Below are 15,665 nucleotides of genomic sequence, written 5' to 3' on the forward strand. Positions count from 1 at the left end.
AACCGGACTGAGTAATGCCGAACATAGCACCCATACCCCGACATGAACGACGTCAGATACAAAAAATTATCCAGAAAACACCAGATAAAAATTATGCCAGACGCCTTATCGCCATGTTGATGTTACACCGTGGCTACACGCTGAATTACCTAGGTAAAACCTTATGTGCCGCTGTCGGACGATGGGTTAATTTGTTCACATTGGGCGGCTATGAAGGATTGGCAAGCCTTTCACCTGGACGCCCCCGAAAATGGCCCACGGAGGCGATGTTGAAGATGCTTGATTTGCTCGTTCAGCGTTCTCCATAGGACTTTGGCTATCTGCGCTCTCGGTGGAATACTGAGATGTTAACGATTGAAATTAATAAATTATTTAACTCAACGTTACATCCTGGCTCACTTCGGCGCTGGTTGCCGAGAGCCGGTATTGTGTGGCGTAGAGCGGCTGCAACATCCCGTCTTTTACGAAGATGAGGTAGACATCGATATGAACCCTAAAATAGGTGCTGACTGGCAGAAAAAGGGTCAACAAAAACGCATCACGACACCGGGACAGAATGAAAAGCATTACCTCGCGGGTGCCCTTTATGCAGGAACCGGAAGAGTTGATTATGTCAGTGGAAACCATAAAAACTCGGGTTTATTCATTAGCCTGTTACGCAAGCTGAGAAGCACATACCGAAGTGCCAAAACCATTACGCTGATTGTCGATAATTACATCATTCATAAGAGTAAAGAAACGTTGAGCTGGTTGCGGCGCAACCCGAATTTTATTGTCATTTATCAGCCAGTTTACTCTCCATGGGTAAACAGGATAGAGCTCCTATGGTTGGCTTTATATGAGACAGTCACACGCAATCACCGTTGCCGGACGAGATGGCAATTGCTAAAAAATATGGGTCATTTTATGAAAGCCGCCTCACCGTTACCAGGCAATAAACCTGGCTTAACGAAAGTGGAGCGGTATTAGGCGCAAGTATTTAGGTCGAATCCGTTCGGAAAAAATAGCATCGTTGTTCCGATTTCCAAATTGTGACGCTTGCCATATATTACCCATTAATGCAATATTTTCGTTACAGGTCAATAACCTATATGAAAGAAATCAAAACACTTATCGCCAATAACCAGGCCTGGTCAGCCTGTATCAATAAAGAAGATACGAAATTTTTTGAACGTTTAGCTCAGTCGCAAAAACCCGTTTTTTATGGATAGGATGCTCTGATAGCCGCGTTCCCGCAGAACGCCTAACCGGTTTAGAGCCAGGTGAGTTGTTCGTTCACCGCAACTTGGCCAACCTGGTGATCCACACCGATCTCAACTGCCTGTCGGTTGTACAGTACGCCGTCGATGTGCTGGAGTGGAGGTTGAGCACATCATTATCTGCGGCCACCTAGGCTGCGGCGGCGTAAAAGCCGCAGTGGAGAACACAGAGCTGGGGCTGATCAACAACTGGCTGCTGCACATCCGCGATCTGTGGTACAAACACAGATCGCTACTGGGCGAATTTGCGCCGGAGCAGCGCCTCGACGTGCTGTGCGAGATCAACGTCATTGAACAGGTATATAACCTGGGCCATTCCACCATCATGCAGTCCGCTTAGAAACGCGGGCAGAAAGTAATGATTCACGGTTGGGTGTATAGCATTCAGGATGGCCGCCTGCGCGATCTGGATGTCACCGCTACCAGCCGTGAAAGCCTGGAGATGGGCTACCGCTTTGCGGTAGCCCCCTGCAGCAGGATAAAGGTTTATAATCCCACTATCGGCGCGGCATACCACCCCCACAGCACATTACTCGTCCAGCAACACCACTTTACCGATGTAGGGCAGATGGCGGTAACGTTGGGCGTAGTCGATACCGTAGCCCACCACGAATTCGTCTGGGATCGAGAAACCCACGTACTCCACCGGCACGTCCACTTCACGCCTATCAGGCTTATCCAACAAGGTGCAGATCGCCAGTGAATTCGGCGCGCGTAACGCCAGGATTTCACGTACTTTATTCAGTGTATTACCGGAATCAATGATATCTTCAACGATCAACACGTCTTTACCACGTATGTCTTCATCCAGGTCCTTGAGGATCAACACATCTCGGGTAGTGGACATGCCGCTGCCATAGCTGGAGGCAGTCATAAAATCGACTTCGTGCGGCACTGCGATAGCACGGCACAAATCAGCCATAAACATGAAGGAGCCACGCAGCAGACCGACCAGCACCATATCGCTGCCACTGTCGCGGTAATGTTCAGTGATTTTGCGGCCAAGTTCGACGATACGGGTATTAACTTCCTGCGTGGAAATTATTACGTCTACAGTGTGTTTCATAATGTATATATCTCACTGATTTTTATCAGTTAAATTTTTAATCGCTCTGCCATCTTCAGCAATTAGTGATACACCGATTGATATATGAATCATTGCACAAAGCCGAAATGATGCAAAAGCATTAGTACTATAGAGAAGAAGGCGGCGAGTATACCAGTTGTGGAGAGACATTAGGCGTTGTTGAATAAATCGAACTATCGAACTTTTGGCCGCTACGCGGCTCAGATCACTCTCCTTCTGTCAAAATAGCGATATTCCGTGGCCCAGCAAAAGTTCAACATCACCAACTGGAAGGCGTACAACAACGCCCTTATCACTCGGGGTTCACTCACTTTCTCCGTGGATGAAACGGCACTTCACGCCTGGTACTGCGAGGCAAAACCTTCTCTGCGTGGTCGCCCACCACATTATTCCGATATGGCAATCACCAGCGTATTGATGCTGAAACGGATTTTCGGCCTGACACTTCGCGCCCTACAGGGCTTTGTCGACTCCATTGTCACACTGATCAAAGTGCCGTTGAACTGCCCGGACGACACCTGCATCAGTAAGCGGGCGAAGTCCGGCCATGTCCCGTTTAAAACACCAACGCCAGGTGAAATTGCGCACCTCGTTATCGACTCTAGCGGGCTCAACGTGTTGGGTGAAGGGGAGTGGATGGCAAAAAAACATGGTCAGGAAAAACGGCGGATCTGGCGAAAACTGCATTTGGCCGTAGATACAGAAACACATGAGGTCATCTGTGCTGACCTTTCCTTGAGCAATGTCACCGATATAGAAGCCTTCCCAGGTCTCATCCGTCAGAGGTACCGTAAAATCAAAGTCGCCTCGGCGGATCGGGCTTAGGATACGCGAGTGTGTGATGATGAGTTAAGGGGCAAGAAGCTCAAGGCGTTAATACCGCCCAGCAGCGGAGCCCGTTATTGGTCGGCAGACTATGCAGAGCGAAATCAATCGGTGGTGAACCAGCGCATTACCGGAGACAACACACGGTGGAAAAGTATCACAGGCTACCACCGACGTTCGATAGCGGCAACAGCGAGGTACAGAGTAAATCTGTGCATTAAACAAGATGCCGCTCGCCGGTATGCCAGAAAGTGTACGCCTTGCCTGAAAGAGTCCCCTGAATGGGCATCTTTCAGCCAACGATTACTAAAATTTCTAAGATATTTGCGTCAAGGAGCTGTCAGCCGGGAACGGAACAACACCATAAATTTTGCAGCAAGAACAGATAATAGTTTAACGATTTACCACTTCCCTTTTCTCAGTAAGATAACTCAACGTTACCAACCTAAAACCCTTCCCTTCGCGCACGGTCAAGCATTTCACCACGGCGCTGCCAGCAAGACGCAATAAAATTCAGTGCCTTTGCAGGCAAGTGTGGTAACGTCTGCTGACGATGACCCAGTCTATTTTTACGATGAAAAAAACAACGTTATTGCTGCTAATGCTTTCTATGCTGGGGTTCTCTAAGGCCAGTCTGGCGCTGAGTGACTTAGAAGTGGAAGATCTGGCCGATCTGACAGCGGTATTTATTTACCTGAAAAATGATTGTGGTTACAACTATTTACGGAATACCCAAATCAAACGCGCTATCGTTTATTTCGCCGAACAAAATCGCTGGGATCTGAGCAATTATAATAACTACAATATGAATTTGCTGGGCGAAAACAGCTATCGCGATCTCACTGGTATCGCTATCTCTACGCATAACAAGTGTAAATTGTTGGCACGCGACTCACTAAGCCTGCTGGCCTATGCCAACTAATTCGGGTGCCTCCTGTTCATTTCCTCTCTCCTACCTTGGCCTAAATCAGCCATGCTACCGGGCAGAGTGACGCTAAGATAATATCCCGCCTCTGTGATGTGGCATGGATGCGGGGTGCCCCTATGGGCGTTTTTGAATAAATCGGATTTGGAATTCGGATTTGGAATAGAGTCCCGTGAATGGGCATCTTTCAGGCAAGGCGTACACTTTCTGACATACCGGCGAGCAGCATCTTGTTTAATGCACAGATCATGGCCAGCGCCTCTGCAACTTACCCATCATAATCTCGCAGCGACAGGTGACCACAAAATAGCTGTTTTACTCTGTACCTCGCTGTTGCCGCTATCGAACGTCGGTGGTAGCTTATGATACTTTTCCACCGTGTGTTGTCTCTGGTAACGCGCTGGTTCACCACCGCTTAATTTCGCTCTGCATAGTCTGCCGACCAATAACGGGCTCCGCTTTTGGGCGGTATTAACGCCCTGAGCTTCTTGCCCCTTAACTCATCATCACACACTCGCGTATCGTAAGCCCGATCCGCCGAGGCGACTTTGATTTTACGGTACCTCTGGCGGATAAGACCTGGAAAGGCTTCGGTATCGGTGACATTGCTCAAGGAAAGGTCAGCACAGATGACCTCATGTATTTCTGTATCTACGGCCAAATGCAATTTTCGCCAGATAAGCCGTTTTTCCTGACCGTGTTTTTTTACCTTCCACTCCCCTTAACCCAACACGTTGAGCCCGCTAGAGTCGATAACGAAGTGCGCAATTTCACCCGGCGTTGGGGTTTTAAACGGGACATGGCCGGACTTTGCCCGCTTACTGATGCAGGTGTCGTCCGGGCAGTTCAACGGCACTTTGATCAGTGTGACAATGGAGTCGACGAAGCCCTGGAGGGCGCGAAGTGTCAGGCCGAAAATCCGTTTCAGCATCAATACGCGGGTGATTGCCATATCGGAATAATGTGGTGGGCGACCACGCAGAGAAGGTTTTGCCTCGCAGTACCAGGCGTGAAGTGCCGTTTCATCATAATTATATTGAGCAAATCATGCTTGGCGATTATCCTCAGGCCTTACAGAATACCGTCATTGAAAGCATGGGGGCGTTTGAGAAACATAAAGAATGCCGCAACGTTATCCGTTGCGGCATTGTTAAAAGCGTTTTTGACAAGCAATACGCCTTGTTATCTCTGATACTACCGATTAATGCGTGACGTGGCTGTGATGGCGATGCTTGGTCACAAAACCGAGCAGAACACACATCACCATCACCGCTGCGTACAGGCCAGTGGCGGTGGTCAGCGCTGCGTGCGCACCACCTTTCGCCACAATGGGACCGGTAACCACAAAGGTCAACATGGTACCGACAGTGCCGCAGGTCAGGATGAAGTTAACCAGCTTTGGAGAGGAAACCTTGGTCTGTAGTGAACCCAGGGTGATCAACGTGGTGTAGATTGCGCTGGAAACGAAGCCCAGAGCCATAATGTAGTAATCCAAATACTGAGAGTTATCGGTATTAACGAACAGATACATCGCGAGGGTCGACAGTGAGGCCAGCACGGTGACTATACGCTGCAAGTCGAAAAAGCGCAGTACATAGCTAAATAGCCACATGCCGATCATATAAGAGGTCCAGAAATCGCTCACCAGCTTGCCGGCCTGGTTGATATCCATGCTGAACGATTTGGTGGCGTATTCCGGCACCCACTGAATAAAGCCCAGTTGACCAAGGATGTAGCACAATGCGGCGACCGACAGGAAAAATACCCCAATACCCCATTTTTCCTTGGCGATAGGTTGCTGGGTATCGGCATCTTTTTTACCCAGTACTGGGAACTCGGTGCACAGCGTCAGCACGAAGATGCCGAGGTATAGCAGCCCGATACAGGCGTAAACCCAATACCAGCCGATGTTACGAGCCAGCAGCATAGCGGCAACGATCGGGAAGAACATGCCAGCCATGCTGAAGAAAGAATCGGTGAACAGCAAACGTGAACCGCGCTGGCGGCCAGTATACATATGGGTGATCAGGAAAGTCCCTATCGACATAGTGATACCGCTGACCACACCGAGGATAAACATATACAGGGAGAATAGGGCCAGGCTTTTGCTGACCATCAGTCCTGCCACTGCCAGTACCATCAGGACAAAACCGAATAGCAACTGACGCTTTAGCGGGATGATTTCCATCAGCCAGGTATTGAGGAAAATCGCCATCAAAATACCGGCGTTGAGGAAAGTAAAGGTATTACTCATGCTGGAAACCGGCACGTTAAAATACTCTGCAATGTTTCCCATCACCATCCCTGTGACGATCACTAAAGCACCTGTTAGTGCGTATGAAAGGAAGCTGATCCAAAGGACCCGTATGCGGTTGCTGTCATTCATTGTATAGACCTGATTATGTCTGTTAAAGGTTTTATACCAGTCATACTTCAAGTTGCCTGTGCGTGAGCTTTCCTCACTCACCCCGTCACTTACTGATCTAAGCTCCTGGGGATTAATGCACCTCATCCCTGAGGTTCAGCCTGCGGCCCAGCGCAAGCACTATTTAAATCGGTTCCTGACCAATTTGTCGCTGCGTTGCTGCCTTCCTGCAACTTGAATTATTTAGGGTAAATACGGGTAAAAGGCCGCTGGTTTTTCCTGGTAAAACAGAAGAAAGTCCTGAACAGGGCCACCAGAGGGCAAATCCTAGCACAGAGGACCGGAGTTTTTATGATGGCTGTCGATTTTTTGATACAATCAACGAGGTGTAATGAAATATCTTATGATCTTTGCGTCCTTCGGCGCGGATCGCGGCTGATTGGGCTGTAAAGGCATGGCCTGCTGCTAGCTCGTGTCGTCTAGTGATCATTTTTTATTTACCAGCAGGGTGTTTATGATAGATTAATTCCCGTTGACTGTACCCTCCATACTTCAAGTTGCCTGTGCGCTAGCTTTCCTCGTTCCCCCGGTATAAGTGCCGGGGGGGGATTAATTCCCCCCCCTGAGGTTAAGCCTGCAGCTTAGCGTTTGCCGCCTTCCTGCAACTCGAATTAGTTAGGATATATTTGGTATCGGCTTATTTTTCCAGCAGTTTGTGATGCTGTTAGTAAAAGAGTAACTGGCGATCATATTTTGACCGCAAGTCCGAGTTTGTCGGTGCTATGTTCTACCATTGTATAAATATAGATAAATGGCGGGTACTTGCTGGTACCGCTCTTTAAATCACAGCGCTTTTCCGCTGTTTGTCTCTCAGAGAAGGATCTTGCCCATGCTCAAACGTACTTTAGTCGCCTGCGTTGCGTTGTGTTCCCTAGCAACAATGGCACCAAGCGCATTCGCCGCTAATGAAACCCATGTTGTGCTGACCACCTCGGTAGGGAATATCGAATTAGCGCTCGACAGCCAAAAGGCACCGGTTTCTACCAAAAATTTCGTCGACTACGTGAATAGCGGCTACAACACCATTTTATACCGAGTGATCCCAGGTTTTATGGTTCAAGGCGGCGGTTTTACGGCTGATATGCAGCAAAAATCCACCCATGCACCGATCAAGAATGAAGCTGATAATGGCTTGGGCAACCTGCGTGGTACCATCTCGATGGCGCGCACCGCCGACAAAGACAGTGCCACCAGCCAGATTTTTCTGAACGTAGCGCACAACGCCTTTCTGGATCACGGCCAGCGTGACTTCGGTTACGCGGTGTTCGGCAAAGTGGTGAAGGGTATGGACGTAGTAGACAAAATTTCTCAAGTACCGACCGGCAATCTCGGCCCGCACCAGAATGTACCGACCAAACAGGTACTCATTCTGTCAGCCAAAGTGGTGCCATAAGTCTTCCTGCCGATCCCGCCGGGGTCGGCCGTTGTCTTTTCCGTCCCCTTGCCTGTCTTTTCTTCCACTATTTGTAATATATCCCCTGTACGATCAGTTGCCTTTTGGCGATCCCCTTTTTGTTGTCCTTGACGGGGCTATGTGGCGCTTATAGTTTTATTGGCATCAGTAAGCGTTTTTCGCGCCACGTCAAAGGAAAAGAAAATGAGTGAAGCACGAATTATTGCCAAAGCGATGAAAGATGGAAAACCGATGCAGGATCTGATGATCCTACCAGCCTTAGCCAATCGGCATGGTTTGATCAACGGGGTGACCGGCACCAGCAAAACGGTGACGCTCCAAAGAATGGCCGAGCAGTTTTCGCGTATCGGTGTGCCGGTATTCCTATCGGACGTGAAAGGCGATCTTTCCGGTATTGGTGCTTAGGGTGTGCAGTCCGAAAAACTGCTGGCGCGGCTGGCAGCGATCGGCGTCACTGATTGGCAACCGCAAGCCTGCACCATCATCCCCTGGGACATCTACGGCGAGAAAGGCCAGCCGATCCGCGCCACCCTGTCCAATTTTGGGCCATTGCTGCTAGGCCGCCTGCTCGACTTGAAAGAAGTGCAAAACGGCGTATTGCAGATCGTGTTTAAAATCGCCAATGATAACGCGTTGCTGTTACTGGATATGAAAGATCTGCGTGCCATAGTGCAAATATGTCTGCGACCATGCCAAGCAGTTCCAGACCCAGTACGGTAATATATCGGCGGCCTCGATCGGCGCCATTCAGCGCTGGCTGCTGACGCTGGAGGAACAGGGTGACAATCGGTTTTTCGGTGAACCGATGTTGGATATCAACGATCTGATGAGAACTGACGCCGATGGTCATGGTGTCAGCAACTTGCTGGCGGCAGACAAGCTGATCAATCAGCCTAAGTTGTATTTGGTGTTCCTGCTCTGGTTGGTGGCTGAGCTGTTCGAACGTTTGCAGGAGCTAGGTGATCCGGTGCAGCCAAAGCTAGTGTTCTTTTTCGATGAGGCACACCTACTGTTCAACGATGCACCACCAGCGCTACTGGCCAAAATTGAACAGGTCGTGCGCTTGATCCGTTCCAAAGGCGTGGGTATTTACTTTATTACTCAGAACCCGCTGGATATCCCGGATAGCGTGCTAGGGCAACTGGGCAACCGTGTACAGCATGCATTGCGCGCTTTTACTCCGCGCGATCAAAAGGCAGTGAAAGCAGCAGCGCAGACGATGCGTGCAAATCCGGCTTTCAACGCCGAGACGGCGATCACCGAATTGGGGCTAGGTGAAGCGTTGGTGTCGTTTCTGGATGAGAAAGGGCGGCCTCATGTTGTGGAACAGGCGATGGTGTTCGCGCCGTGCTCCAAGATGGGCATGTTAGGTGCGGACGGAATGAATAGTGCGATCAATAAATCACCGTTGTATGGCCGTTATAAAGACAGGGCCGATCGCGAGTTTGCCGATGAAAAGCTGTCGTTAGAAGGCTTCGTCGCCCATGGTACGCAGCAGCCAACCCAACAGGAACAGCCTGCACCGGCGAGGAGTGGTGGGGGCGTAAACGAGTTCCTGTTCGGCTCTACCGGCCCACGTGGCGGTAAGCGTGATTGCATCGTGCAGACTACCGTCAAGAGCATGGCGCGCGATCTTGGCCGCCAGATTTTGCGCGGCGTTTGGGACTCCGTCATGGGCGGCCGGAGAAAGTAGGCTGAAATTATCGATCGGCAGCGGTAGGTTAAACCAGTAAACTGGCGCAGCGCTTTTTTATGCTGGATCTACCACTATGCTACTGCTAATCGATAATTACGACTCCTTTACCTATAACCTTTATCAGTATTTCTGCGAATTAGGTGCTGAGGTGCTGGTAAAGCGCAACGATGAGCTGCAATTGGCCGATATTGAACGGCTGGTGCCGCAGCATTTAGTGATCTCCCCCGGCCCTTGTACCCCGAATGAAGCGGGCATCTCCCTGGCCGCCATCCGTCATTTTGCCGGTAAATTACCGATCCTGGGTGTTTGTTTGGGGCATCAGGCTCTGGGGCAAGCATTTGGTGCTGAAGTGGTGCGCGCCCGCAAGGTGATGCACGGAAAAACTTCGCTGATCCATCATTTTGGATGCGGGGTATTTCGCGGCTTGAACCTCCCGCTGACCGCTACCCGTTACCATTCGCTGGTGCTGAAAGCCGAGACACTGCCGGAGTGCTTTGAGGTGACTGCCTGGAGCGAACGCAACGGCGAGCGCGATGAAATTATGGGCATCCGCCACCGCCAGTTGGCGTTAGAAGGCGTGCAGTTCCACCCAGAGAGCATCCTCAGCGAACAGGGTCACCAACTGCTGGATAACTTCCTTAAAAGCTAATTTTCCTTGCTCTTTATTGTTTTTTATGTATATTTTTTCCCTTATTCGGCATGGTTACGCTGAATAACCACTCAAAGTGGCTCCGATAATGGCCAAAAAATCCGCAGTAAGCCGCAGTATCTTTGATCCGGTTTTCTTGCCTGTTTATGCGCCGGCTCAGTGTTTGTAAGTCAAAGGCAGCCGCATTTGGGATCAACAATGCAGAGAGTACATTGATTTATCCGGCGGCATCGCGGTGACGGCACTGGGGCATTGTCACCCGGTGCTGGTCGAGGCACGGAAACAGCAGGGCGAAACCTTGTGGCATACCAGCAATGTCCTCACTAACGAACCTGCATTACGCCTGGTGGGGAAACTGATTGATGCCACCTTATGCCGATCGGGTGTTTTTGCCAACTCGGGCGCTGAGGCCAACGAAACGGTCTTTAAATTGGCGCGTCATTACGCTATTACCCCGCCCAGCCCTATAAAACCAAAATCATCGCTTTTTATAATGCTTTCCATTGCCGCACGTAGTTCACCATATTGGTGGGCGGGCGGGCCAAATACGCTGACGGCTTTGGGCCAAAACCTGCCGACATTGTGCATGTGCCGTTTAATGATCTGGCGGCGGTGAAAGCGGTGATGGATGACCACACCTAAGTAGTAGTGATACAACCGATTCAGGGTGAGGTCGGTATCACGCCGCAGGTCGGCACCCATGGCACCACCTACGGTGGCAATCTGGCGGAAGTGGCACTGGATGTGATCAATACGCTGGAGGTGTTGAGCGGCATTGAACAACGCCACGGCCTATATGTGGTCGCGTTACAGAAAATCGGTGAGCAATACCGGGTTTTCACTGCCATTCGCGGCATGGGGATGTTGATTGGTGCAGAGCTGACACCGCAGTACCACGGCAAAGCGTATGACTTCCTCATCACTGCTGCTGACAAGCGCGGCCTGATGATCGTCAATGCCGGGCCGAATGTGATCCATTTTGCCCCTTCGTTGGTGATAGAGTTTCAGGATATCGCAGCTGGCATGGCGCTGTTTGAGTTGGCGGTATAAGAAGTAATCGGTGGGTGATTGTGATCCTTGGGGTACTGCGTCTATACTATATATAGATAGACAGATAAAAAAACGACGCTTTGCTGCGCCGTTTCTTCGGTGGTTAACGCGTGTCGTAGACGACAATGGTTTTGCCGTGAGCGGAAATCAGGTTTTGGTCTTCGAGCATTTTCAGAATTTGGCCAGCAGCTGTTTCTCGTGAGCAACCGACAATTTGGCCAATTTCCTGGCGAGTGATCTTAATCTGCAGGCAGGTTTTGAGGCGTGTCAAAAATAATAAATATAGGCTGTTGCTCTGCATATTAACTTACTCGGATAGCCGAAATATACATTCCGCCGTTGCTCCATTGCTCCAGCGGTGTCATGATCAGTTCCATGGCCAGTCACATTTTGCAGCCTGGTAACACCAGGGTGTTGGTGTTGATGTGCGAGATGAAAAAGCCTTGCAGCATCGCCAATAGGTAGGGGAAATCGATCTGATCCAGCTTGCGGAAGTGGATCACCACAAAACTCTCGTCTAGTGAGGGAATAGCTTTGGCGGCGAACGGGTTGGAGGTATCTACAGTTGGTAAGCGCACCACCGAATCCATCACCGCCTCGCGGGAATGACCGCCATCTCCGGTATCTCGTATAAGCTTTTGTATCCACTTCAGGTTAACGATCGACACGTCGGTCGGTGCCGGAAGTGGCTCCCAAGGTATGAAAGTACCCGGTACCTGATGGTGAGGCATGGCTTCGTCATCGGTGTGCAGGTAATTGCGTGAGTCTCAGGTGCCGTTTTTGCCATATTCGATAAAACTCTGTTGCAGCAGGCCAAAGTCGTTGGCTTCGGGACCGAAATAGCTGATATGCCGACCCAGATCGCTCGCCTTGCGGATCGCTGCGTCCATTTCTGGCCGGGTGTAGCGGTTGAAGCTGTCGCCCTCCAACTCTGCGGCACGGAAGTGGAGTTGCTGAAATATTTTACGGAATGCCACGCTGGTGGTTGTGCCAGCACCGCTGGAGCCAGTCACTGCGATGATGGGATGTTTGGCAGACAATATGGTCGTCACTCCATTTTAAATGAGACGGTGCTAGATAATGATTATTGGCCTGTTTGGCGCACTTTCGCTGGGAGTAAATCCTGTACATGAGTGTTGGCAATCATTCATTTGTTAGCTGATTTTTCCGTTGGTCTTTGCGCCGATAACCACTAAATTTAATCCAGCCCGGCGCAAAACTGTCGGCGTGGCATGATGTTAACGGTTTCGTGCAACTGCGACCACACTAACACCACCTCTCCGCTTTTCAGTTGGTTACGCACATTTTCCACCTTTTGCTCCAGCGAGCGTTCATGCTCGCCGTAGTCGGTGCCTTCCCGTAGCACAAAAGATTCGAGGAGGCTGTTCAGGGTAGCAGTTTCAAGTTCTTGCCAAGGGATGATCACGTCGAGATATCCAGATAAAGAGATAGCCAAGATGGAATACGCTATTCCAACCACATTTTACGGTATTTAACAATACGCGGTAGCATACCCACTGCGTTTTCAGGGGCGGATTAATAGCCTCGGTCAGAGGGCGAAAGGATGCATGCATAGCCTGAATAAAAATCGGGTTGGTGGCTATTGTGGGAATAATAACGCACTGTTAGCTTTACTGGCATTAATCAACAATGATATGGCAAAAAAGCGACGCGAATCAGGGGTACCTGCTTCATGGAACTGAATTTATTTCTTTCGATGTTAGGCTTCCTACGGGTCACTGCTATCACGCCTGGCCCCAACAATATGTTACTGACTAACTCTGGTGCCAACTTCGGCTTTATGCGTTCACTGTGGTTGATGATCGGCATCCTGCTTGGCATGCAAAGCATTTTGCTGTTGGTGGCGTTTGGCGTAGGTAGCCTGCTGTTGGTCTACCCATCGCTGCACCTGATCCTGAAAATCCTTGGCAGCTTGTACCTGCTGTGGCTGGCGTGTAAAGTTTCCTCCGCCGCCTATGAAAAGCTGGAAACCGATGTGGTTCCGCTCAAGCCGATACGGCTGTATAAGGATGGTTGTTGCAGTTTCTCAACCCAAAAGCCTGGTTGATGGCGCTGGGTGCGGTAGTGAGTTTCAGTTTGACGGGTGACAGGTACTCCACTTCCATCGTGGCGATTGCGGTAGGTATCTTGGTGGTGAATATTATCGCCGGTATGATTTGGTTAGGGTTCGGCACAGTGATCGGCCGTCTGCTACATAGCAAAAAAGCCTGTATTATTTTTAACGTTTGTATAGGTGTGTTGACTGCGGCCAGCGTCCTGCTGATCTGGCACTAGTGCAGGGATGCGCGTCAACCCGTGTTGTCGGGTTTGAACATAGGCCCCCGACTTGATGATGGGATTTTGGGTCTGCGATGTTGCCATGCTTAATGGCGGCACAGCCTGGGAAGGACTGCAATGGTTGGTACGCCACGGGTCTACCCCTCACAGGATACCAAATATTCATAATTAGAATAAAAAATATTTTTTTATTCCTTTCTCATTAGTTATCACTCAGATAAAACTGCTGGCAACTAGACAGTTTCCTATCAACTTAGCGGAACATGGCGGGTAAATTTTTTTCCTTACGCGGTGTCGCGTTGCTGATGTTGTCACTTAGCGCCACCCACGTTTATGCGCTGGATATGACCGTAGCCTATCAGACATCGGCGGAACCGGCCAAGGTGGCACAGGCGGCAAACAGTTTCGCTAAACAGTCCGGTGCTACCGTCGACTAGCGTAAATTCGACAGCGGTTCCAGCGTGCTGCGTGCACTGGTCTCCGGTGATGTGCAAATTGGCAATATTGGTTTTAGCCCGCTGGCAGTGGCCGCCAGCCAGAAACTCCCCATTGAAGTGTTCTTCATCGCCGCGCAGCTTGGCAGTGCCGAAGCGCTGGTGGTGACGAACGGCATCAATAGCCAGCAGGGTTTGATCGGCAAGCGTATCGCTGTGCCGTTTATTTCCACCGCCTATTACAGCCTGCTGGCCTCACTTAAGCACTGGGGCATCAAGCCTGAATAGGTAAAATTCTCAACTTGCAGCCGCCAGCCATCGCGGCTGCCTGGCAACGCGGCGATATTGATGGTGCCTACTTCTGGGCACCCGTGGTCAACGAACTGGTCAAGCAAGGTAAGGTGCTGACCGATTACCGAATAAGTAGGGTAGTGGGGGGCACCAACGTTCGATGTCTGGGTGGTGCGCAAGGATTTCGCCTATAAACATCCTGCGGTGGTGGTTGCCTTTGTCACCCATGTGCTGGCGGCGCAAAAAGCTTATCTGGTAGAGCCGGAGAAATGGCTGAAAGATCAGAGCAACCTGAGTACGCAGGCGCGCCTATGTGGCATATCGGCGGCGCAGGTGCCGGAGAGGGTGAGGGGTAACATTTATCTGCCGGTGGCACTTCAGATCACCCAACTTGGTTAGCCGATGGAACCAACGATCCGCAACACTGCTGAGTTCCTTAAGCAGCAGGGAAAGATCCCGCAGGTTGATAGCGATTACAGCGCTTATGTTACCGACCGTTTTGTGCAACAGGTGCAGGCTGCACTACAACCTTAAGGACGCATGATGCTTAGCGTTAACCACCTTTGTGCAGAATATCAGGGATGCCCTGCATAGCGCGATGTCTCGTTTCAGATAGCATCTGGACAACTGGTGGTGATGCTCGGCCCGTCTGGCTGCGGCAAAACCACGTATCTCCGGGTTTATTGCGCCATCAGCAGGCAGCATCCAGCTAGATGGCGTGCCGATGAGCGGTCCAGGGGCCGAATATGGCGTAGTGTTCCAGCATGAGGGTTTACTGCTGTGGCGCAATGTGGTGGAGAACGTTGAGTTTGGTTTGCAATTGGCTGGCATTGGCAAGCAGCAGCATCGGCAGGTGGCACAGCAGTTGTTGTAGCGTGTTGGGCTAGCAGGTTATGAGCAGCACTTTATCTGGCAGCTCTCTGGCGGCATGCGCCTGCGCGTTGGCATTGCCCGTCCGCTGGCGACCGATCCGCGCCTGCTATTGCTAGATGAACCTTTTAGCGCGTTGGATGCTTTCACCCGAGAACAGATACAGGAACTGTTGTTCACCATCTGGCGCGATAGCGGAAAGCAGGTGCTGCTGATCACCCAAGATATCGAAGAGGCGGTGTTTCTCGCCAGCGAGTTGTTGCTGTTGTCACCGGGGGGCCGGGACAGGTGGTGGAAAGGTTGCGGCTGAACTTCGGCCAACGTTTTGCTGACGGCGAGTCTTGTCGGTCGATCAAATCTGCTCCTGAATTTATCGCGCAGTGCGAATATGTTGGGCAAAATGTTCCAACAGCGTGAGATATTGCTATGAGCCTGCATTACA

Annotated in this window: 7 protein-coding genes and 11 pseudogenes; 12 read left to right on the plus strand and 6 right to left on the minus strand. The window is 50.6% G+C overall.

Annotation, left to right across the window (positions count from 1 at the left end; genetic code table 11):
* Positions 1 to 14 precede the first annotated feature (14 nt).
* Together AACL06_RS00820 and can are read left to right on the plus strand one after the other, a co-directional pair.
* Positions 15 to 969: pseudogene (locus tag AACL06_RS00820) on the plus strand (IS630 family transposase).
* Positions 970 to 1,091: 122 nt separating this feature from the next.
* Positions 1,092 to 1,725 (plus strand): annotated as a pseudogene (gene can, locus AACL06_RS00825) (carbonate dehydratase); the annotation flags it as partial.
* A gap of 63 nt (positions 1,726 to 1,788) precedes the next feature.
* On the opposite strand, the gene hpt reads toward can, so the two are convergent.
* On the minus strand, positions 1,789 to 2,325 hold the full coding sequence (gene hpt / locus AACL06_RS00830) for a hypoxanthine phosphoribosyltransferase (protein WP_339037346.1): 537 nt from the start codon (positions 2,323 to 2,325) through the stop codon (positions 1,789 to 1,791).
* Between the two features lie 258 nt (positions 2,326 to 2,583).
* Between hpt and AACL06_RS00835 the strand changes: the two are divergent.
* Positions 2,584 to 3,378, plus strand: a pseudogene (locus tag AACL06_RS00835) (IS5 family transposase); the annotation flags it as partial.
* Between the two features lie 367 nt (positions 3,379 to 3,745).
* Positions 3,746 to 4,093 (plus strand): YacC family pilotin-like protein, encoded by a 348-nt coding sequence (locus AACL06_RS00840; RefSeq protein WP_339038437.1) that lies wholly within the window; start codon positions 3,746 to 3,748, stop codon positions 4,091 to 4,093.
* A gap of 190 nt (positions 4,094 to 4,283) precedes the next feature.
* Here the strand turns inward: AACL06_RS00840 and AACL06_RS00845 are convergent.
* A pseudogene (locus AACL06_RS00845) lies at positions 4,284 to 5,123 on the minus strand (IS5 family transposase); the annotation flags it as partial.
* On the opposite strand from AACL06_RS00845, the gene AACL06_RS00850 reads away from it, so the two are divergent.
* A complete protein-coding gene (locus AACL06_RS00850; RefSeq protein WP_339037347.1) occupies positions 5,060 to 5,308 on the plus strand; it encodes a hypothetical protein in 249 nt (82 codons plus the stop codon). The pseudogene AACL06_RS00845 and the gene AACL06_RS00850 sit on opposite strands and share 64 nt — an antisense overlap.
* On the opposite strand, the gene tsgA is transcribed toward AACL06_RS00850, so the two are convergent.
* Positions 5,298 to 6,482 (minus strand): MFS transporter TsgA, encoded by a 1,185-nt coding sequence (gene tsgA, locus AACL06_RS00855; RefSeq protein ID WP_339037348.1) that lies wholly within the window; start codon positions 6,480 to 6,482, stop codon positions 5,298 to 5,300. The genes AACL06_RS00850 and tsgA overlap by 11 nt on opposite strands.
* 868 nt (positions 6,483 to 7,350) lie before the next feature.
* On the opposite strand from tsgA, the gene ppiA reads away from it, so the two are divergent.
* The 4 genes and pseudogenes from ppiA to AACL06_RS00875 all read left to right on the plus strand — a co-directional run bounded on the left by ppiA (position 7,351) and on the right by AACL06_RS00875 (position 11,330).
* Entirely contained in the window at positions 7,351 to 7,914 is a 564-nt protein-coding gene (ppiA, locus tag AACL06_RS00860) for a peptidylprolyl isomerase A (RefSeq protein ID WP_339037349.1), read from the plus strand.
* 204 nt (positions 7,915 to 8,118) lie between these two features.
* A pseudogene (locus tag AACL06_RS00865) lies at positions 8,119 to 9,628 on the plus strand (helicase HerA-like domain-containing protein).
* Positions 9,629 to 9,704: 76 nt separating this feature from the next.
* Complete coding sequence (locus AACL06_RS00870; protein WP_339037350.1) at positions 9,705 to 10,280, plus strand: aminodeoxychorismate synthase component II; 576 nt, start codon at positions 9,705 to 9,707, stop codon at positions 10,278 to 10,280.
* A gap of 88 nt (positions 10,281 to 10,368) precedes the next feature.
* Positions 10,369 to 11,330, plus strand: a pseudogene (locus tag AACL06_RS00875) (aminotransferase class III-fold pyridoxal phosphate-dependent enzyme).
* A gap of 103 nt (positions 11,331 to 11,433) precedes the next feature.
* On the opposite strand, the pseudogene AACL06_RS00880 reads toward AACL06_RS00875, so the two are convergent.
* The 3 genes and pseudogenes from AACL06_RS00880 to AACL06_RS00890 form a co-directional block, all read right to left on the minus strand.
* Positions 11,434 to 11,580, minus strand: a pseudogene (locus tag AACL06_RS00880) (helix-turn-helix domain-containing protein); the annotation flags it as partial.
* Between the two features lie 52 nt (positions 11,581 to 11,632).
* A pseudogene (locus tag AACL06_RS00885) lies at positions 11,633 to 12,370 on the minus strand (phosphoribulokinase).
* Between the two features lie 158 nt (positions 12,371 to 12,528).
* Complete coding sequence (locus AACL06_RS00890; protein ID WP_339037351.1) at positions 12,529 to 12,756, minus strand: YheU family protein; 228 nt, start codon at positions 12,754 to 12,756, stop codon at positions 12,529 to 12,531.
* 267 nt (positions 12,757 to 13,023) lie between these two features.
* Here AACL06_RS00890 and AACL06_RS00895 point away from each other — a divergent pair.
* From AACL06_RS00895 to tauB, 3 pseudogenes are all read left to right on the plus strand, one after another.
* Positions 13,024 to 13,625: pseudogene (locus tag AACL06_RS00895) on the plus strand (LysE family translocator).
* Between the two features lie 266 nt (positions 13,626 to 13,891).
* Positions 13,892 to 14,887, plus strand: a pseudogene (tauA, locus tag AACL06_RS00900) (taurine ABC transporter substrate-binding protein).
* 78 nt (positions 14,888 to 14,965) lie between these two features.
* Positions 14,966 to 15,653: pseudogene (tauB, locus tag AACL06_RS00905) on the plus strand (taurine ABC transporter ATP-binding subunit).
* Positions 15,654 to 15,665 lie beyond the last annotated feature (12 nt).

The sequence above is a fragment of the Serratia symbiotica (Periphyllus acericola) genome (genome assembly GCF_964019515.1).
GTDB classification, from domain to species: domain Bacteria; phylum Pseudomonadota; class Gammaproteobacteria; order Enterobacterales; family Enterobacteriaceae; genus Serratia; species Serratia symbiotica_D.